This is a genomic window from Chryseobacterium sp. GVT01B (genome assembly GCF_019970045.1).
Taxonomy (GTDB): Bacteria; Bacteroidota; Bacteroidia; order Flavobacteriales; family Weeksellaceae; genus Chryseobacterium.
Map to the genome: position 1 here is coordinate 184682 of NZ_JAHXYI010000005.1, position 18040 is coordinate 202721.

The following is an 18040-nucleotide window of genomic DNA, read 5'->3' on the forward strand; positions in this document are numbered from 1 at the left end:
GGGTTCTGCATATTAAATGTGGAAATGTTTATTTCGTACTGAAATAATTTCTTTTAGATTGCGGCATCATCACAAGTATAAACCTGTGGACATCCGATATATTGTACACAATACCATGGTCCTGTTACAGAACCTGAGCAACTGCATCCGCAAAGAGATAAATCAGGGTTTCCGCTTACTCCTCCTGCGATATTCTTAAGGTCTTGTTTTCTTAATTTTTTAGCGTTTTTCATAATGTTCATGAGATTTAGTTTGATTAAACAATATAGTTTTAGTTACCTTCCAAAGTTAAACAAATATTAATTACACGCAACAATAATCAGAACAAAATTAATAAATTATTGATTTTAAACTAATTATTATATTCAAAACAAGGAATAGCACAGGCTTATTTATTAAACAGTTCAGATTATTCTGTAAATTCAAGGTCTCTGTCGTGAGTTTCAGAAATGGTAAGCGAGGAATAAAATGCAAGGCCAAATACCACTACCCCGACTATGGCAGCACTTTCTACAACAGGAAAATGTCCTTTCAGAGAATCAAAAGCAAATATCATCACCGGTACCAATCCTCTTACCATATTGGGCACCGTTGTTGTTGCTGTATTTCTGATATTGGTTCCAAACTGTTCCGCAGCCAAGGTCACAAACATAGCCCAATAACCTGTCCCGAAGCCCAACCATACACAAAACAGATAATATTTTGTCTCCGTGTTGGTATTCCCAAATAACATGATGGCTACTCCAATCAGGGTAAAGATCAGCATATAGAAGATGGCCATTTTACGTGATTTTAAAGCATGGGAAATAAATCCACTCAACAGATCTCCGACAGAAATCCCTACATACGCCCACATAATTGCTTTTCCGGGGTTAATCTCCTTTATCCCTAATTCAGGGGCAAATTGATTGGCTAAAACGGCAAGAATCCCTATACAATACCATGTAGGCAATCCTACAGCAATACATTTTAAATACCTTGTCAGTCTGTCTTTATTGGTAAAAAAGGATAGAAAATTACCTTTTGAAACATTTTTATGTTCAATATTCTTATAAATCCCGGATTCGGATACACTTATTCTCAGTACCAATAACATAATTCCCATAATACCGCCAATAATATAAGAGATATTCCACCCACCGGCCAGTTCTACTGTAAGCTGAGCTACTACAGCTCCCATTAATCCAAAACCAGCCACCACTGAGGTTCCAATTGCTCTAAGATTCTTCGGCAGGCTTTCAGAAACCAGCGTAATTCCCGCTCCAAGCTCTCCGGCAAGCCCAATACCTGCAATAAACCTCAAACCGGCATATTGGTACACCAAATGTTCTTTTGGAAAGTAAGGAAGAAACCCGCAGGCAATATTAGCTAAGGAATACACTAAAATAGATCCGAAGAGCACGGAAAGTCTTCCTTTTTTATCTCCGAAAATCCCCCAGAAAACACCGCCTATAAGAAGTCCCACCATCTGACAGTTCAGAATAAAGGTTCCGTCGGCATCAGGATTAAGTCCCAGTGCCTTTAAACTTGGTATTCTGACGATCCCGAATAAAAGGAGGTCATAAATATCTACAAAATAGCCTAAGGCTGAAATAATAACGGGAATGGAGAAAATGTACTTCAGTTTTGAAGACATGGACAGTTCTTGCATTTTTAAGTTTTGATAAAAATAGAAAACCTTTCAATTTCTTGAAAGGTTTTTATTAAATATCTTTTTCTGATTATTATCTGGCAATATTCACAGCTCTCGTTTCTCTGATTACTGTTACTTTTACCTGTCCCGGATAAGTCAGTTCATTCTGAATTTTCTCTGAGATATCGTAAGAAAGTTGAGAAGCTACTTCATCGTTCACTTTCCCGCTCTCTACCATTACTCTCAGTTCTCTACCAGCCTGGATTGCATAAGCACTGGATACTCCGTCGAAGCTTAATGCTGCAGATTCAAGGTCTTTCAATCTCTGGATGTATGATTCCAATACCTGTCTTCTTGCTCCCGGTCTTGCTCCTGAAATCGCATCGGCAACCTGAATGATCGGAGATAATAATGATTTCATTTCAATTTCGTCGTGGTGAGCTCCGATAGCGTTCACTACTTCAGGGTTTTCACCATATTTCTCAGCCCACTGCATTCCTAAAAGTGCGTGTGGTAGTTCTGATTCCTGCTCAGGAACTTTACCGATATCGTGTAAAAGACCTGCTCTTTTGGCTAGTTTCACGTTTAATCCTAATTCAGCAGCCATAGTTGCAGCAATGTTAGCTACTTCTCTTGAGTGCTGTAGTAAGTTTTGTCCGTAAGAAGAACGGTATTTCATTCTACCTACAATTTTAATCAATTCAGGGTGTAATCCGTGGATTCCTAAATCAATGATCGTTCTTTTACCTACTTCAATAATTTCCTCTTCAATTTGTTTTCTTGTTTTTTCAACGACTTCTTCAATTCTTGCCGGGTGAATTCTACCATCGGTAACCAATCTGTGAAGGGATAATCTTGCAATTTCTCTTCTTACCGGATCAAAGCATGAAAGGAGGATCGCTTCCGGGGTATCATCAACGATGATTTCAACTCCTGTTACAGCTTCCAAAGCACGGATATTTCTACCTTCTCTACCGATAATTCTACCTTTTACTTCATCAGACTCAATGTTGAAGACGGATACTGAATTTTCAATAGCCTGCTCAGTTCCAATTCTCTGAATAGTCTGAATAACGATTTTTCTTGCTTCGTTTTTCGCATTCATCTGAGCTTCTTCCATGATGCTCTGAACGTGTGCCTGTGCTCTTGTTTTAGCCTCAGCTCTCATGGTTTCTACCAATTCTGCTTTAGCTTCCTCTGCAGTATAATTAGATATTTTTTCAAGTATTTCTACTTTCTTAGCCGTAGCTAAATCTAATTCCTGCTGTTTTCTTTCAAGAATTTCGTTCTTCTTAGCGTAGTCTGCAATCTGTTTGTCTAAATCTTTTTCAAGTTTTCCGGTCTTGCTAAGTTCATCATTCAGCTTATGCTCTTTGTCTTTCGTTCTCTTTTCAACTTCCTGCATTTTCTTTTCACGGGACTGAATGTCTGCGTCATGCTGAGATTTCAATTCCAGGAATTTTTCTTTTGCCTGAAGGTTTTTTTCTTTCTTTATGGATTCAGCTTGTACGTTAGCTTTTTCTATAAGGTTTTCGGCATTTTTTGTTGCATCATCTATGATAAATTTTGCCTTAGTATTCAATGAGCTTTTAGAGAAAAACATCCCTATGATTGCCCCAATAACTAAGCAAATAACGCCGGCTATAATGGCTGTTGTCATAATATATATTGAGTTTTAATTGTCTTCATATCCAAATAAAAAAGCCTACAATAATCCAGAGATTGAGAGTAAACTCCTAATCAACACGATTTGAACTGATTTCCATTGTCTGTAATCCGGAAATCCGGCACGCCATTCGATGGACATTTGTTCGGTAATTGTTTAGCGTTGAGTTTACCTTTAATGTGTTAGAATTATTGTAGGCAGTAATTTTTCAGGAAAAAAAATCTATTTCCCGATTTCATTCAACGACTGATTAATCTGCGTTAACCTTTCGTTGGTAGAATTAATATTTTTTTCGTAGTTAAGAGAAACTACTTCTGCATTGGTTCCCAGTTTAAGGGCACACATAGCCAAAGCATCCTGTTTATCTCTTACATCGAAGTTCTGTTCAAAATCTTTAATCATATTCTCGATCTGCTTCCCTACTTTACGCAAAGTTTCTTCCTCTGCTGCCGGTACGTTCAGCGGATACACTCTTCCTGCAATGTTGACGGTTATTCTCCTTATCTCCATTATAATCCACTGTTTTGAAGCTGAGCAATACAGAAATCAATTTCTTTCACCAATCTGTTGATATGGTTTTTCATTAATCTATTGTGTTCAGGATTTCCTGATATTGCTGAATAAAGTTTTATATTTTTTTGTTCTTCTGCTAATACCTGATTCTTTCTTCTTTCCTCATCATACTTCTTCTTCAACTCTTCATGCTCAATATTTAATTCTCTTAGATTTTCAGTAAGATTTTTATAATTCTTTTGCAGAGTCAAAATTTTTCTCTCTAATTCTGAAAAATTGTTTTCTAAATCTTGAAGCATTTCAGGTTTGTATATTCTAACTAGAAGCAAAAATAAAAAAATAATAACACTAACAAAAATAAAACGCTCTATATTTTGATATACCAACAAAAAAGGAGGCGCTGATGCACCTCCTATGTATTTTCAATAAAATATTTTTTATTCAAATTTCAGAACAAACATTACGGCTCTTGTCTGTAATGTTGAGATTGCAGAAGCCCAGTAAGGAGGTGTAGTAGCGTTATCAGCCACTTTCTCATTGTTCATGAAGAATGTTCCTCTTACGGCAGGAGTCAGTTTAAATTTGTTGAAATAAAACTGGATTCCCATTTCTGCAGACCACGCAAAATTGTGAGTCGTTGATCTGTAGATTCCCTGCATGTTATCATCTGTAGAAGTTGAGTTAGACTGAAGGTTTACAACATAGTTCACCCCCGCAGCAATGTAAGGTCTTGAATTGTACCATCTTTGTCCGTGAAGTTCCAACATTACAGGAATGTCAATTAATGTAGATTTAATTTCTCTTACTTTATCCTTTTCCTGTAAAGGGAATGGCATAAAAGGAGGATTGGTCAAAGAACCGCCTGCATAAATGTCATTGGATTGAGTATTAAAAGTCAACTGTCTTTGTGCAAACTGTAAACCTGGTTCTATCCTTACATCAAGATAATCATTCAGTCTCCATTTTGCAATAAGTCCGGCACCGAAGCTATAACTTTCCTTGGAGGTAACAAGGTTTTCATTATCATTCATCCCATATTTCGGATGCAAAACAATGCGGTAATCCAGTCTGTTCCCGTTCAAATAAAACCCCCAACTGAATTTCTGCTCGTCGAAATCTTCCAACTTATCCATTCTGTTTCGGGTTCTGAATTGCGCGTTTGCAAAAACGGCAACATTTACTGAGGTTAAAACCAGTGCTTTTAATAGAAATTTATTCATAGGTTACTTTGTTGCTTTATAAATTGTGGCTATACCTAAACTTAATTTTTTATATTCTACTTTCTTAAATCCCGTATCTAAAAGAATTTGCTTCATCTTCTCCCCGAAAGGAAAAGCATTTACAGAATCCGGAAGGTATGTATACGCCCTATTATCCTTAGAAACCAATCTGCCGATGGCAGGCAATATATTTTTGAAATAAAACATATAAAATGGCCCCATGAAACCCTCTACCTTTGAAAACTCCAGTATATAAACACTTTTGTTATCTTTAACTACTCTTCTTAACTCTGCTAAACCTTTGGGAAGGTTTTCAAAATTCCTTACTCCAAATGCAACGGAAACAGCATCAAATCTATTGTCCTCGAAAGGTAAATTTTCCGCATCCCCTTTTTGCATGGAAATTTTGCCGTCTAATTTAAGTTTTTTTATTTTAATAACGCCAACATTCAGCATTTGTTGTGATAAATCTAATCCAACTACTTTAGAACCGGTTCCTTTTTCAATAGTAATTGCCAGATCTCCCGTTCCTGTAGCCACATCCAGCACTTCCTGCGGATTATCATTTTTCATCCATCTTACCAGTTTATTTCTCCACAAAACATCAATTTTCATGGATAAAACATGGTTCAGAAGGTCATACTTCGGTGCAATATTGTCGAACATATCCTCTACCTGGCTTTTTTTCGTAGCCTCTGAATTGTAGGGAGTAACTTTGGTGATATCTTTTGTCAAAACTTAAAACTTGTAATATTCTTTATAATAATTTAGGTAATCCTGCTTTCTGAAGATTTTAGATCGGGATTCCACTTTCTGGATATTCTTGATCACTTTGTCATAGTCTTCATCCACATTGTAATAAAAATCTTCTGTGTAAAGCTTATTGAAGCGTCTGGCTCCTCCGTAATAATCTTTTCCGTCAATGACCGTTTTATCAAGGTTGGCCAGTAATGAATCTTTTTTAAGATTGTATCCATAATACTGGTCATTTACATAGTAATCCTGATGGGTAATATTAATCAGACCACGAAGTTTATTTACTTCAAATGCCGAATCATACAGCATTTTTTTGTTCTGATCAAAAACCTGAATAGAGTTTTTCCCTTTATTCAAATCCACATGCACATACTGCCCGGCAGAGATGATTCCTTCAGATCCGTTATTGATCTTAAAGTAATACGTATTCGGGGTAGGATTATCTACAACATAATAATTCTTCTTGGCTAAAAAAAGGAAGTAGATCCCAAAGGCAACGATAAACGCCACAGCTGCAATAAGTAAGCCTTTTAAGGACGAGTTGTTTTTCATAGATTGTAAAGTACAATTTTTGCAAATTTAATAATATTTTTAATTCTCCGTTATTAATATTAATTATTAACTTTGCATCTTTAAAAAAATCATATAAACGAATGCCGAATACGATCATTATTGGCTCTGGATGTTATATTCCGAACAGAGTTATTGGTAGAGATTACTTCATGAATTCCGAGTTCTACACTGAAGACGGAGTAAAGATTGAAAAGCCTGTGGAAGAGACCATTGCGAAATTTGTAGAGATTACAGAAATCGAAAACAGGAGATTCATTGAGGATGATCTTTCCAACTCACAAATCGGTTATGAAGCTGCAAAAATTGCCCTTGAGGATGCAAAAGTAGACGGCGAGGAATTGGATTATATCATCTATGCAAGCAATTTCGGAGAAGTTACCGAAAACGGATATGCTGATTTTATGCCTACAATGGCAGCTAGAGTGAAGAATAAACTGGGAATCAAAAACAGAAAATGCGTAACGTATGATATGCTTTTCGGATGTCCGGGATGGGTAGAAGCAATGATTTTGGCTGATAACCTTATTAAAGCTAAAGTAGCAAAAACAATTCTTGTAATTGGAGGTGAAACACTGAGCCGTGTAACAGATCCGCATGACAGAAACAGAATGATTTTTGCTGACGGTGCCGGAGCAGTTGTGGTAAAAGCTACTGACGAAGAAAATGTAGGAATTATTGCCCACAATACAATCTGTGACAATGGTCCGGAATTGAATTATCTTGAAAATGCCCCTTCTATCAATAAAGAAGTAGACCAAAAACGTCTTTATGTAAGAATGCTGGGAAGAAAAATATACGAATACGCTCTTAAAAACGTACCCGTTGCCATTAAAGAGACCATTACAGATGCAGGTCTTTCTATTGAAGATATAGATAAAATCTTAATTCACCAGGCAAACGCTAAAATGGATTACGCGATGATTGAAAGACTTCACAGGCTTTATGACATCAAAGAATATGACCACGCGATCTCTCCTATGACGATTCAGGATCTTGGAAATACCTCTGTGGCAACAATTCCTACCATGTATGATTTAATAATTAAAGGAAAAATGGAGGGTCAAACGTTTAAACAAAAAGGGAACATTGTGATGACTTCGGTAGGTGCCGGAATGAACATCAATGCGCTCGTTTACAGATTTCCTTAAAATATTTAATAAACAAAAAAAATATAAAAGCACAGGGAAGTTATTCTTTGTGCTTTTTTTGATCAGAACATGCAAAAGAATTTTTTAATCATCGCTGGAATCTTCCTGTTTTTGGAAGTTTATATTTATCAGACTATCAGAACACTCACTGATAATTCATGGATAAGAATCGGATATTGGGTACTTTCATTAGCCGTGTATGGGATTTTCGCTTACGAAGTCACCCACTTCCAAAGATCAGACAGAAGTACGGTAAGGGCTCAGATTATGATCTCGTTATTTTTGATTTTCATCCTTCCTAAAATTTTTGTAGTTCTGTTTTTATTAATTGATGATATCTTCAGAACCGGAGGATACCTGATCGGCTTTGCCAAGTCTTCAGAAAACTTCTTCCCGGAAAGAAGGAAATTCCTGAGCATCGTAGGCTTGGGAATGGGAGGCGTTCTTTCCGCCCTTTTCATAGACGGGATTACTTTTGGTAAATACCGCCACACCGTAAGAAGAGTAAGGGTAAAATTCAATAACCTCCCAAAAAGCTTCAAAGGATATAAAATCATCCAGATTTCTGATGTCCACAGTGGAAGCTTCTCTGACCCCAGCAAATTACAACATGCGATAGATCTGATTAACGAACAAAAACCTGACCTGGTATTGTTTACCGGAGATATGGTAAATAACGTTGCAGATGAGTTCAAACCTTTCATTCCGTTGTTTTCAAAAATCCAGGCCAAAGATGGTAAGTTTGCAGTATTAGGAAACCACGATTACGGAGATTATATATCCTGGGAATCACCTGCAGCCAAAAAAGAAAACCTTGATACACTGATTGGTTATGAAAAGCAGGCTGGCTTTGATATGTTGAGAAACGAACACAGAGTCATCGAAAGAAACGGAGAACAACTTTACATTCTGGGTGTTGAAAACTGGGGGTTAAAACCGTTCCCTCAATTTGGAAAAATAGATGATGCTTTAAAAAACGTACCGGAATCTGCCACAAAGATCCTGATGAGCCATGACCCTACTCATTTTGATTATGTGGTAAAAAAACACCCTGCAAACATCCACCTGACCCTTTCAGGACATACGCATGGGATGCAGTTTGGACTGGATCTTAAAAATGTAAAATGGTCACCGGTGCAATATAAATATCCAAAATGGGCAGATTTATATGAAAGCGAAGGAAAACTACTGTATGTAAACAGAGGATTCGGAGTATTGGGATATCCGGGAAGAGTGGGTGTATTGCCGGAGATTACGCTTTTTGAGCTGAGTTAGAGATGCGGGGTTCGGGATGCGAGTTATTAGTTGCTGGTTGTTTGGTTGCGAGTTAGTTTTGTTTTGAGGGTTCGGGTTACGAGTTGCGTTTTTTTTGTTTCGAGTTTACTAGTTGCTGGTTACACAACCTTAAACTTTAAACCTTAGATTCTCTCCCTAATCCCTTTAACCTAAAACCTGCTACCTAAAAAATATAATCTTTCATACGGGAAGTAGCCATTTCCCGGTCATTGAGAAAAGTAAGGAGGGCATCTAGTTTGTCCTCCATTTTTTTGCCCGAAAATAAGCTTCTGTAAAAAGGAATATCAAAACGGTATTTCTTAAAATCTGTAAATTGCCACGTGTTCAGGTAGATCAATACAAATTCTTCATTCTGTAATGTTTCCAGCACCATATTCTGATAATACTTCATCGGCAGGATCTGGAACACGAAATCATTATAGGGAAGCTGACTGTAGGGAGAGATACTTTCAGGGACAATACTCAGTCCGTCCTCTTCTGTAATTTCCGTATCTCTTTTGAGTCTTTTGAAAGGAAAAAGAATATTGGCATTGTCGATATTGGAAACATAATTAAATTCCATCAGCTTCAAAATTTCCTGCGAAACTTTTACATCTTTCTGACGGATTCCCCTGATCTGTTTTTCCAGAAGATCCTGAATATTTTTTTTTGCATTTTCAATTTCTTCAGGATTGGAGTCTTTATTATAAAAAGCAATTTCATGCCCTTTGGATGAAATTGCTTTTATTAAATTTTGAAGTTTTCCGACAAGAGAAATCTCTACGAAAAAACTTGATTTGATATCATGAATATCTAAAATTCTAAGAATTGCTTTGGTATTATTTTCTATAATTTTCAATCGCTCATCATCAGTAATTTGGGAGCCGTTTTTTACTTCAGCTTCAATACATGTGATGTTAAAAGTCAATAATACCATTTAAATTAAAGTTTATATAAATTATATAAAATATTAAAAATCAGATGTTAAAAAGATTATTAATTAAAGTATTACTTTACATTATTAATCCTTGCTTAATTTTACTTTAAGATTCTTGATCATGTCCTTTGTCATTTCAGAAATTCCGAAATCATAAGTCAGACCCCAGTCTTTTTTAGCTACAGAATCATCAATAGAAGCCGGCCAAGAATCTGCAATTGCCTGTCTGAAATCCGGATTATAATCAATAGCAAAATCCGGAATTTCTTTCGTAATTTCTGCTGCCAGTTCTTTTGGAGTAAATGACATTCCCCCTAAATTATAAGAAGAACGAACTGATAAACTTTCTTTCGGAGCGTCCATTAATTTCAAGGTTGCATTGATGGCATCGTCCATATACAACATCGGCATTCCTGTATCTTCGGAAATGAAACTTGTATATTTTCCATCTTCAATTGCTTTATAGAAAATCTCAACCGCATAATCAGTAGTTCCACCTCCCGCCGGAGTTTTCCATGAGATCAATCCAGGATATCTGATACTTCTTACATCTACACCATATTTATCGAAATAGTATTCACACCACTTCTCCCCTGCCATTTTGGAGATCCCATAAACGGTTGTCGGATTCAACACTACATCCTGTCCTACATCATGCTTTGGAATTCCTTTTCCAAATACAGCGATAGAACTAGGCCAGAAGATCTTTTTAAGAAGCCCCTCTTTCGCCATTTCACAAAAATGAAGCAGTGGCTCAAGATTCAGTTTCCAGGCAAAAATAGGTTGCTTTTCCGAAGTCCCGGATAAAAGCGACGCTAAGTGATACACTGTAGTAATCTCGTAATCATGAATCACCTGTCTTACCAATTGTGTATTGGTAACATCCATTCTTTCATAGTGTCCGGCAGAAGTAATTCCTTCCTGCCATCTGTCTAATCCTGAAGCAACAACATTCTCCGCTCCGTGGATTTCAACAAGTCTGTTCGTAAGTTCGGTACCAATTTGTCCCAAGGCACCTGTAATCAGTATTCTTTCCGTATAGGATTCCATTTTTCAGATTTTTTTAGAATTGTACAAAAGTAAAAAAAACATGCCAACCATAATAAAAAAGGTGTATTTAAAATAGTATCACAATAACGCTCTGTATTTTCAATTAGATAATTTCAATGAAAGAAAAAATCAAATGCAATGATCATCAGGTTGCTGTTCAGTGAAAATTCAATAATTTTGTTTCAAGAAAAAACAATCATATGAAGAAGATTTTAATTGCTTCGATGCTGTTAGCTGCTCAACTCAGCTGGGCTCAGTTCACAGATATCAATATTATCAAGGAAGTACAGGTAAAAAAGAAAGGCGTGGTAGTCTCTGCACATCCATTAGCCAGTGAAGCGGGTGCCAAAATCTTAAAGATGGGCGGAAATGCCTATGATGCTGTTACCGCAACGCAATATGCCCTTGCTGTTGTTTACCCACAAGCAGGAAATATCGGAGGTGGTGGATTTCTGGTAGGCGTAAAAAACAATGGAGAAAAATTCACATTGGATTACAGGGAAACCGCTCCGAAAAAAGCTTCCCGCGATATGTACATTGATAAAAAAGGAAAAGCAGATACGGATCTTTCTCAAAATGGAAGACTGGCAGTGGGTATTCCCGGAAGTGTGGCCGGTTTTTTTGCTACCCTTAAATACTGCAAACTCCCTATGGAAAAGATTATTCAACCCGCCATTGATCTTGCAGAACAAGGATTTGCTATTACAGATAAGGAAGCAGAAATGCTGAATAACCAAAGGGAAAAATTTCAGAAACATAACAAATCTTCTATCATTTTTGTAAAGGACGCTCCATGGAAAGCCGGAGATTTATTAATTCAAAAAGACCTGGCTGAAACCTTGAAACTGATCCAAAAATTAGGAGCAAAAGGTTTTTATGAGGGAAAAACAGCTGATCTTTTAGTTGCTGAAATGAAAAGAGGCAACGGAATTATCACGCTGGAAGATCTTAAAAATTATAAAGTTGCAGAGAGAAAAGCCCTGGAATTTGAATATAAAGGAAGCAATGTAGTAACGATGCCTTTACCTTCAAGCGGTGGAGTTCTTCTGGCTCAAATGCTGAGAATGGCAAGTTTTGAAAACCTCGAAAAGTATCAGCAGAACTCTACAAAAGCCGTTCAGATCATGGCTGAAGCAGAAAGAAGAGCCTTTGCAGACAGAGCAGAATATATGGGTGATCCGGATTTTATTCAGGATAAAACTTCTTACCTGATCTCTGACGACTATCTGAAAGGAAGATGGAAGAGTTTCAGTTTTGATAAAGCTACACCCAGTGCAGAAGTAGGTAAAATTATAGAACAGCCAAAAGAATCTATGCAGACTACCCATATTTCCGTTTTGGACAAGGATGGGAATGCAGCTTCTGTAACCACAACTCTTAACGGTTATTACGGAAGTAAGGTATTGGTTTCAGGAGCCGGATTCTTCTTAAATAATGAAATGGACGATTTCTCTATTAAACCAGGCGTACCCAACATGTTCGGTGCAGTGGGCGGAGAAGCCAATTCTATCCAGCCGAATAAGAGAATGCTGTCCTCCATGACCCCAACTATTCTCCTTAAGAATGGAAAACCTTATATGGTAGTGGGAACTCCCGGAGGAACTACCATCCCTACTTCAGTATACCAGTCTATTGTAAATGTTGTTGATTTTAAACTGAACGCCAATATGTCAGTGAACGCACCAAAATTCCATCACCAATGGCTTCCGGAAACGATTACGGTAGAAAATAACTTCCCTGAAAGCACAATTTCGGATCTGAAAAGCAAAAACTATGTTATTGAAAAAACAAAATACATTGGAAAAACAGAAATGATTGTTCTTGATGAGAATGGAAGCATCCATGCAGTAGCAGACGGCCGTGGAGATGATTCTGTTGCAGTGGAATAATCGTATTTTTCAAAAAATTAAATACAGCTCCGGCTTCATTCGTAAAAAGGCAAAAGCCTTTTAGAATGAAGCCGGAGTTTTTTATTGATCAGTCCTCAGTACAGATCTTTTCAATGACTTTTGTCATGTTTTCAGATAAATTTTCTTAATTTTCGCCCTTAAAAAAACAAAACGACTGTTCTTTGAAAGCAAAAAAAATATACAATCAGCTTTATTTCCAGGTGATTATTGCCATCGTTGCCGGTATTCTTCTTGGAAAATTTTATCCTGAACTGGGAGAAAAAATGAAACCTCTGGGAGATGGATTTATCAAATTAGTAAAAATGATCATCGCCCCGGTCATCTTCATTACCCTTACGCTGGGAATTGCCCACATGACCGATTTGAAAAAAGTAGGCCGGATTGCCATAAAAGCAATGATCTATTTTTTCACATTTTCAACGCTTGCACTTATCATCGGATTAATAGTAGGAAATATCTTACAGCCGGGTCATGGTTTAAATATTGATCCTGCTACTCTTTCAGGTGATGTCTCACAATACCAGGCAAAAGCTCATGAATCAACGCTTACGGGGTTCATTATGAATATTATTCCGGAGACTTTATTCAGTCCTTTGGTGGGTGATAATATTCTTCAGGTTCTTTTGGTGGCTATTTTAATGGGAGTTGCTTTGGTTTTAACAAAAGAAAAAAGCCAGAAAGTAACTGATTTCTTACAGGATCTGTCAACTCCGGTATTTAAAATCGTTCATATGCTTATGAAACTGGCGCCTATAGGAGCTTTTGGAGCAATGGCATTTACTATCGGAAAATACGGGCTTCATTCTGTACTGAACCTTATATTTCTGGTAGGTACCTTCTATATTACATCTATACTATTTGTAGTTTTGGTATTAGGAGCCGTGGCATGGTATAACGGATTTAACATTTTTAAGCTTCTTTTTTACCTTAAAGAAGAACTTCTTCTTGTTTTGGGAACCAGCTCTTCAGAATCTGCCCTTCCAGGAATCATGGAAAAACTTGAAAAAGCTGGTTGCTCCAGGGCTATTGTAGGTCTTGTAGTGCCTACAGGATATTCCTTCAATCTTGACGGAACCAATATTTACATGACACTGGCCTCTCTGTTTATTGCACAGGCATTAAACATCCATCTTCCTATTGAAAAACAGCTAATGCTTCTGCTGGTAGCCATGTTAAGTTCAAAAGGAGCAGCTGGAGTTACCGGCGCCGGATTTGTAACACTCGCAGCAACCCTGGCAGTAGTTCCTGAAATTCCAATTGCCGGAATGACATTAATCCTTGGGATAGATAAATTTATGAGTGAATGCAGAGCATTGACGAATGTAATCGGGAATTCTGTAGCTACAGTAGTGGTTGCCAACTGGGAAAAACAGCTTGATAAAAAACAACTTCAATACTGCCTGGATCATCCGGCCGAAGTTGAGAAAAAGCTGGAAGTGTAAACAGGTGGCAAATCGTAGGTTGCAGGGATTAGGGGGAATTCAAGGTTCAAAGTTCAAAGTTTAATGTTGTGTGTAACACGGAACTCGCAACCCGAACCCTCAAAACAAAATTAACTCGTAACCAAACAACCAGCAACTCGTAAACTCGAAACCCGTACCCTTAAACCAAAATACTCAAACTCGCTGGCTGTACTTTAACATGAATCGGCGATTTGATTTTATTGAATTCACCGTCCAGATGCCAGTTTTTGGTATTGACTTTAAATGATATTTCAGAGACTGGAAGATAGGTGACATAGTCATCGTCTTTCAGTCTTTTTGTAAACATTCTGAAAGCAAACAATGCAGAATAGGTTAAAGGAAACTTTTTCACCAAAACCATATCTACCAGGCCATCACTTTTGCTGGCTTTCGGAGCAATATAAGCGTTGTTGCCAAACTGGCGGGTATTGGCAATATTCATCATCAGATACCTTCCATTGTACTGCTGATACTCTTCTTCCAAAAACTTCACCTTAATAGGTTTATAGTTGAAGAAAGTTTTTAAGGAAACTTTGATATAGTTTTTGAATCCACGGCTTGTTTTTTCAAATTCCTTGACAACTTTCCCGTCAAATCCTGTTCCTGAAACATTGATAGAAAGCCTGTCGTTTACCGTAAAAGTATCAATCTTTCTGGAGTTTTTGACTTTTATTTTTTCTAGAAGTTCATCCAGATTTTTACTGAACTGAGTTTCATTGGAAAATCCGTTTCCTGAACCTGCCGGGAAAATAGCCAGAATTTTTTCTGTATTAATCAGATTTTTGGCTACGGTAGAAATGGTACCATCCCCTCCTATGGCCACAAAAACATCCACTTCTTCAAAATGAGACTGGATAAACTCATCGGTTCCGGGAATAGATTCTGATACATAATACAACGGGTTGTTAACCTTTGTTTTAAGTTCGTTCAAAAACGGCTGATAGTTTTTTTTGGCCGAAAAAGGGTTGATAATAAAAGCTACTTTTTCCATTGACGCAAAATTAAAAAATGCTTCCTGATCTGGAAGCATTAATTTACTTAATTTTCATTCTTTCTTTAAATTCTGCATTTAGTGTGCCTTTCAGGTCTTCCCAGGAAACAGGAATTGTGATATCTCCTGCTGCAAAAGCGGCAATTTCGTAAGGACTGTAATGGAAATACAGGTTTTTATCATCAAAATAAAAGTTATCGGATGCAGGAATTTTCTCAACTAACAGCATTTCTGAGTTTTTTACTTCTCCGTCACTATCCATCGTTCCACTGTTGATTTTATCGATATTTTTCATCAGAATTGCTTCAATTTTATTTTTAGGCATTGAAGTAATATCTTTCAATTCTAATTTTTTACTGTTTTTAAGATCAAAAACTCTTTCTGAAAAGCCATAATTATCATGAGCTCCCCCTTCATACCCGCTTCCTACATACTGGATATGCATATAATCATTTGTATTGGACATCAAATTCATATGTGAACTCGAATACCAATTCTGAGCATAGGTAACATCTGAAACCCAATCTTTATTATCATTTTTTATAGAACTGAAATAATCATTCTTTTCTCTATCAAGGTAAGCCTGAAGACCTGCTTTGGAAAAGTCTTTGATTTTTTCATTCTGGAAATAGATGCTGTCTAATAACTTTTTATCTTTTAATGAAGGAAAAACCAGCAGTTTTGAAGTGTAGCTCACTTTTAAAGAATCTGTGATCTTTGTAGAATCATTCACTTTCACAGAGTCTACGACAAATCCTTCAGTGGTTTTATTTTCGATTTTTTCTACTGGCTCTGCCTTTTCATTTTTTTTACAGGCAGTCACTGCTAAGAAAGAAGATAATGCTACAACAGCAATCGTATTTTTCATAATTCTGATTTTTGGTATCAAATACAAAAACCATTCAAAAGATGAATGGTTTTTGAAAAAACTTTATTTTTTTTATAAATCTTGCTTAATTTCTCTTAAATATTACTTTTTAACAAGGCTTATAACCTGATTTTCAAACTTAGATGCTACTCCCCAGATTTGTTTAAAAGCAGGATAATATTCTTTTGGATAATCTGAACTGCTCACTTTTGTGGTGGTAGTCACTTCCAGTTTATTTCCTTTTTGTTCTACAGAATAGGTATATGCTATTTCTTTATCTTCAGTAACGATTCTTTTTTCTTTAGGCATTTCTTCAATGACATATCCTTCAGGGATTTCAAGAACGATTTTTTTCACTTTGGTGATCGGTGATCCAAAATCGATAGGATACTGTCTTACTTCCGTCTGATCAAATTCGTTTGAGCTTTTATTTAAAAATAACATTGGATTGATGATCATTTTCTTTCCTACTCTATCAATAAGGTTCATTGAGGAGAATTTCATGCTGCTTTCAAAATCACCGTTTTCTAAAACTTTTGAATTGATATCTGTAAAGTCCATAGAAAAGTTTTCCTTATACTGCTTTTTATATTTTTCAGCATTGTCATCATAGCTGTCTTTCACATACATTGCATAAGCACCTGTATCTCTGTCAGAATAGGTTCCGGAAATACTTCCGTCATCATTGATCTTGCCATTGACTGTAAGGAAAGTGTTGCTTGATTTTATATTGGTCATTTGAATCTGCAGAGTCTTTCCCTTAGTGACCAAAATCCCATATTGATTCCAGCTTTTAAGAGGTATTTCATCCAGAGAAGATTGTTTTGATGTGGCGTCATAGATATGCAATTGATTATCAATATTGATAGAAGCCAATACAAAATTCATGTTGGAAATATTGGGAGATACCAGATTAATCAATCCGTTTTCCACGGTAGAAATTACCAACGGATCAGCCTTAAGCCCGGCTTCACGAAGCATCATTACTAGGAAAAGATTGATTTCCGCTGCATTCCCTACTTTGGTTTCCAGTAGCTTTTTGATACCATCCTCAGTATAAATCCCTTTGTCTTTGTTCCATGTAAATGTTTTCTGAACGTATGAGAAAATAGCATTCGCTTTTTCAAGATCGGTTTTCATTTCTGAAACTCCTGCCGGCATGTTTTCTTTTGCCAGTTTTGTTCTTTTCAGTTCGCCTCCAAAGTCTTCGCTTTCGTAAAGTCTTTTCCCAATCTGATCCCAAGATGATGAATACAGTTTAAGCTCACCGAAGTTAGTGGAGTTCAACTCTGCACTGATTTTCGTTCTGAAATTCCTGTCATTTCTTACAAATTTTTCAGTTTTAAAGCCTTTCAAGTTCTCAAAAGCAAATCTGAAGGTTTTATATTGTGTACCATACAGATTTCTTTCCTCCATTTCCCTGTGTTTAGGTGAAAGTCCTCCAGTATAGTTTACATTATAAGACATATTGATAGGAGTATCAAGAACATATTCTGTGTTCAGGGAAGGGGTATCAGATTCTATCAATACCTCTGGAATCATAAAACGGAACGGAGATATAATTTCATACTGATATTCTAAGATAGACCCATTTTTCACACTCGGAAAAGCAAATTTTGTCAGAGTAACATATTTATTCTCCTTACTTTTATATTGTGAACTTTTTTCTACTTTCACGGGAACCGTTATTCCGTTTTCAAGATTGTAGGTAAAAGCCTTGAATTTACCCAGTGATTCTCTGTTGGTCCCAACATTATAAATAGGAATTTCAAGATTCAACCAGTCTTCAGCTTTGTCTTTATCATAAATCTTAACCCTGAAATAATATTTTTTGTGCAGATTCCCTGTGTTCGCATCTATCATAAAGTAAGCAGATTTATACAAAATTTCAGCAGGAGCATTTTCATCCAATAAAGATTTAGTTTTGGATAAATCTGCATCGTTGAATTTCGGAGGGTTCAGAAATTCGTATTTCTTCTGAGCATTCATCATTATTGCATTGGCAGAGCAAAGGACCAATACTATTAGTTTTTTCAT

17 protein-coding genes are annotated in these 18040 nt (G+C 36.6%); 4 read left to right on the top strand and 13 right to left on the bottom strand.

Annotated elements, in window-relative coordinates:
* Positions 1-53 precede the first annotated feature (53 nt).
* The 8 genes from LC457_RS13240 to LC457_RS13275 form a co-directional block, all read right to left on the bottom strand.
* Positions 54-242 carry a hypothetical protein gene (locus tag LC457_RS13240; RefSeq protein ID WP_223600297.1) on the bottom strand — a complete coding sequence of 63 codons (189 nt, stop codon included), beginning with the start codon at positions 240-242 and terminating at the stop codon, positions 54-56.
* A gap of 167 nt (positions 243-409) precedes the next feature.
* Positions 410-1651 (bottom strand): MFS transporter, encoded by a 1242-nt coding sequence (locus LC457_RS13245; protein WP_223600298.1) that lies wholly within the window; start codon positions 1649-1651, stop codon positions 410-412.
* A 73-nt stretch (positions 1652-1724) separates the two neighbouring features.
* On the bottom strand, positions 1725-3293 hold the full coding sequence (gene rny, locus LC457_RS13250) for a ribonuclease Y (protein ID WP_223600299.1): 1569 nt from the start codon (positions 3291-3293) through the stop codon (positions 1725-1727).
* Between the two features lie 228 nt (positions 3294-3521).
* The gene (locus LC457_RS13255) at positions 3522-3809 is read right to left on the bottom strand and encodes a cell division protein ZapA (protein WP_077415090.1); all 288 of its coding nucleotides are present in this window, start codon (positions 3807-3809) and stop codon (positions 3522-3524) included.
* The gene (locus LC457_RS13260) at positions 3809-4201 is read right to left on the bottom strand and encodes a hypothetical protein (RefSeq protein WP_223600300.1); all 393 of its coding nucleotides are present in this window, start codon (positions 4199-4201) and stop codon (positions 3809-3811) included. Before LC457_RS13260 ends, LC457_RS13255 begins: the two co-directional genes overlap by 1 nt.
* Before the next feature lie 48 nt (positions 4202-4249).
* Positions 4250-5032 carry a porin family protein gene (locus LC457_RS13265; RefSeq protein WP_223600301.1) on the bottom strand — a complete coding sequence of 261 codons (783 nt, stop codon included), beginning with the start codon at positions 5030-5032 and terminating at the stop codon, positions 4250-4252.
* A gap of 3 nt (positions 5033-5035) precedes the next feature.
* Positions 5036-5767 (bottom strand): bifunctional demethylmenaquinone methyltransferase/2-methoxy-6-polyprenyl-1,4-benzoquinol methylase UbiE, encoded by a 732-nt coding sequence (gene ubiE, locus LC457_RS13270; RefSeq protein ID WP_047423526.1) that lies wholly within the window; start codon positions 5765-5767, stop codon positions 5036-5038.
* A 3-nt stretch (positions 5768-5770) separates the two neighbouring features.
* The gene (locus LC457_RS13275; protein ID WP_034695976.1) at positions 5771-6340 is read right to left on the bottom strand and encodes a hypothetical protein; all 570 of its coding nucleotides are present in this window, start codon (positions 6338-6340) and stop codon (positions 5771-5773) included.
* 101 nt (positions 6341-6441) lie between these two features.
* Between LC457_RS13275 and LC457_RS13280 the strand changes: the two genes are divergently transcribed.
* Both LC457_RS13280 and LC457_RS13285 read left to right on the top strand, forming a co-directional pair.
* Positions 6442-7509 carry a 3-oxoacyl-ACP synthase III family protein gene (locus LC457_RS13280; RefSeq protein WP_223600302.1) on the top strand — a complete coding sequence of 356 codons (1068 nt, stop codon included), beginning with the start codon at positions 6442-6444 and terminating at the stop codon, positions 7507-7509.
* Between the two features lie 69 nt (positions 7510-7578).
* Entirely contained in the window at positions 7579-8784 is a 1206-nt protein-coding gene (locus LC457_RS13285; protein ID WP_223600303.1) for a metallophosphoesterase, read from the top strand.
* 184 nt (positions 8785-8968) lie between these two features.
* Here LC457_RS13285 and LC457_RS13290 read toward each other — a convergent pair whose 3' ends face one another.
* Complete coding sequence (locus LC457_RS13290; protein ID WP_223600304.1) at positions 8969-9721, bottom strand: polysaccharide deacetylase; 753 nt, start codon at positions 9719-9721, stop codon at positions 8969-8971.
* 84 nt (positions 9722-9805) lie between these two features.
* Positions 9806-10771: an NAD-dependent epimerase/dehydratase family protein gene (locus tag LC457_RS13295; RefSeq protein WP_223600305.1), complete on the bottom strand. Its 966-nt coding sequence runs from the start codon at positions 10769-10771 to the stop codon at positions 9806-9808.
* A gap of 200 nt (positions 10772-10971) precedes the next feature.
* On the opposite strand from LC457_RS13295, the gene ggt reads away from it, so the two are divergent.
* Together ggt and LC457_RS13305 are read left to right on the top strand one after the other, a co-directional pair.
* Positions 10972-12660, top strand: a complete 1689-nt coding sequence (gene ggt / locus LC457_RS13300) for a gamma-glutamyltransferase (RefSeq protein ID WP_223600306.1) — start codon at positions 10972-10974, stop codon at positions 12658-12660.
* Positions 12661-12842: 182 nt separating this feature from the next.
* Complete coding sequence (locus LC457_RS13305) at positions 12843-14123, top strand: dicarboxylate/amino acid:cation symporter (RefSeq protein WP_223600307.1); 1281 nt, start codon at positions 12843-12845, stop codon at positions 14121-14123.
* A gap of 160 nt (positions 14124-14283) precedes the next feature.
* On the opposite strand, the gene LC457_RS13310 is transcribed toward LC457_RS13305, so the two are convergent.
* The 3 genes from LC457_RS13310 to LC457_RS13320 all read right to left on the bottom strand — a co-directional run bounded on the left by LC457_RS13310 (position 14284) and on the right by LC457_RS13320 (position 18040).
* Positions 14284-15135 (bottom strand): diacylglycerol kinase family protein, encoded by an 852-nt coding sequence (locus LC457_RS13310; RefSeq protein ID WP_223600308.1) that lies wholly within the window; start codon positions 15133-15135, stop codon positions 14284-14286.
* A gap of 43 nt (positions 15136-15178) precedes the next feature.
* On the bottom strand, positions 15179-16003 hold the full coding sequence (locus LC457_RS13315; protein WP_223600309.1) for an RsiV family protein: 825 nt from the start codon (positions 16001-16003) through the stop codon (positions 15179-15181).
* Positions 16004-16105: 102 nt separating this feature from the next.
* Complete coding sequence (locus LC457_RS13320) at positions 16106-18040, bottom strand: transglutaminase-like domain-containing protein (RefSeq protein WP_223600310.1); 1935 nt, start codon at positions 18038-18040, stop codon at positions 16106-16108.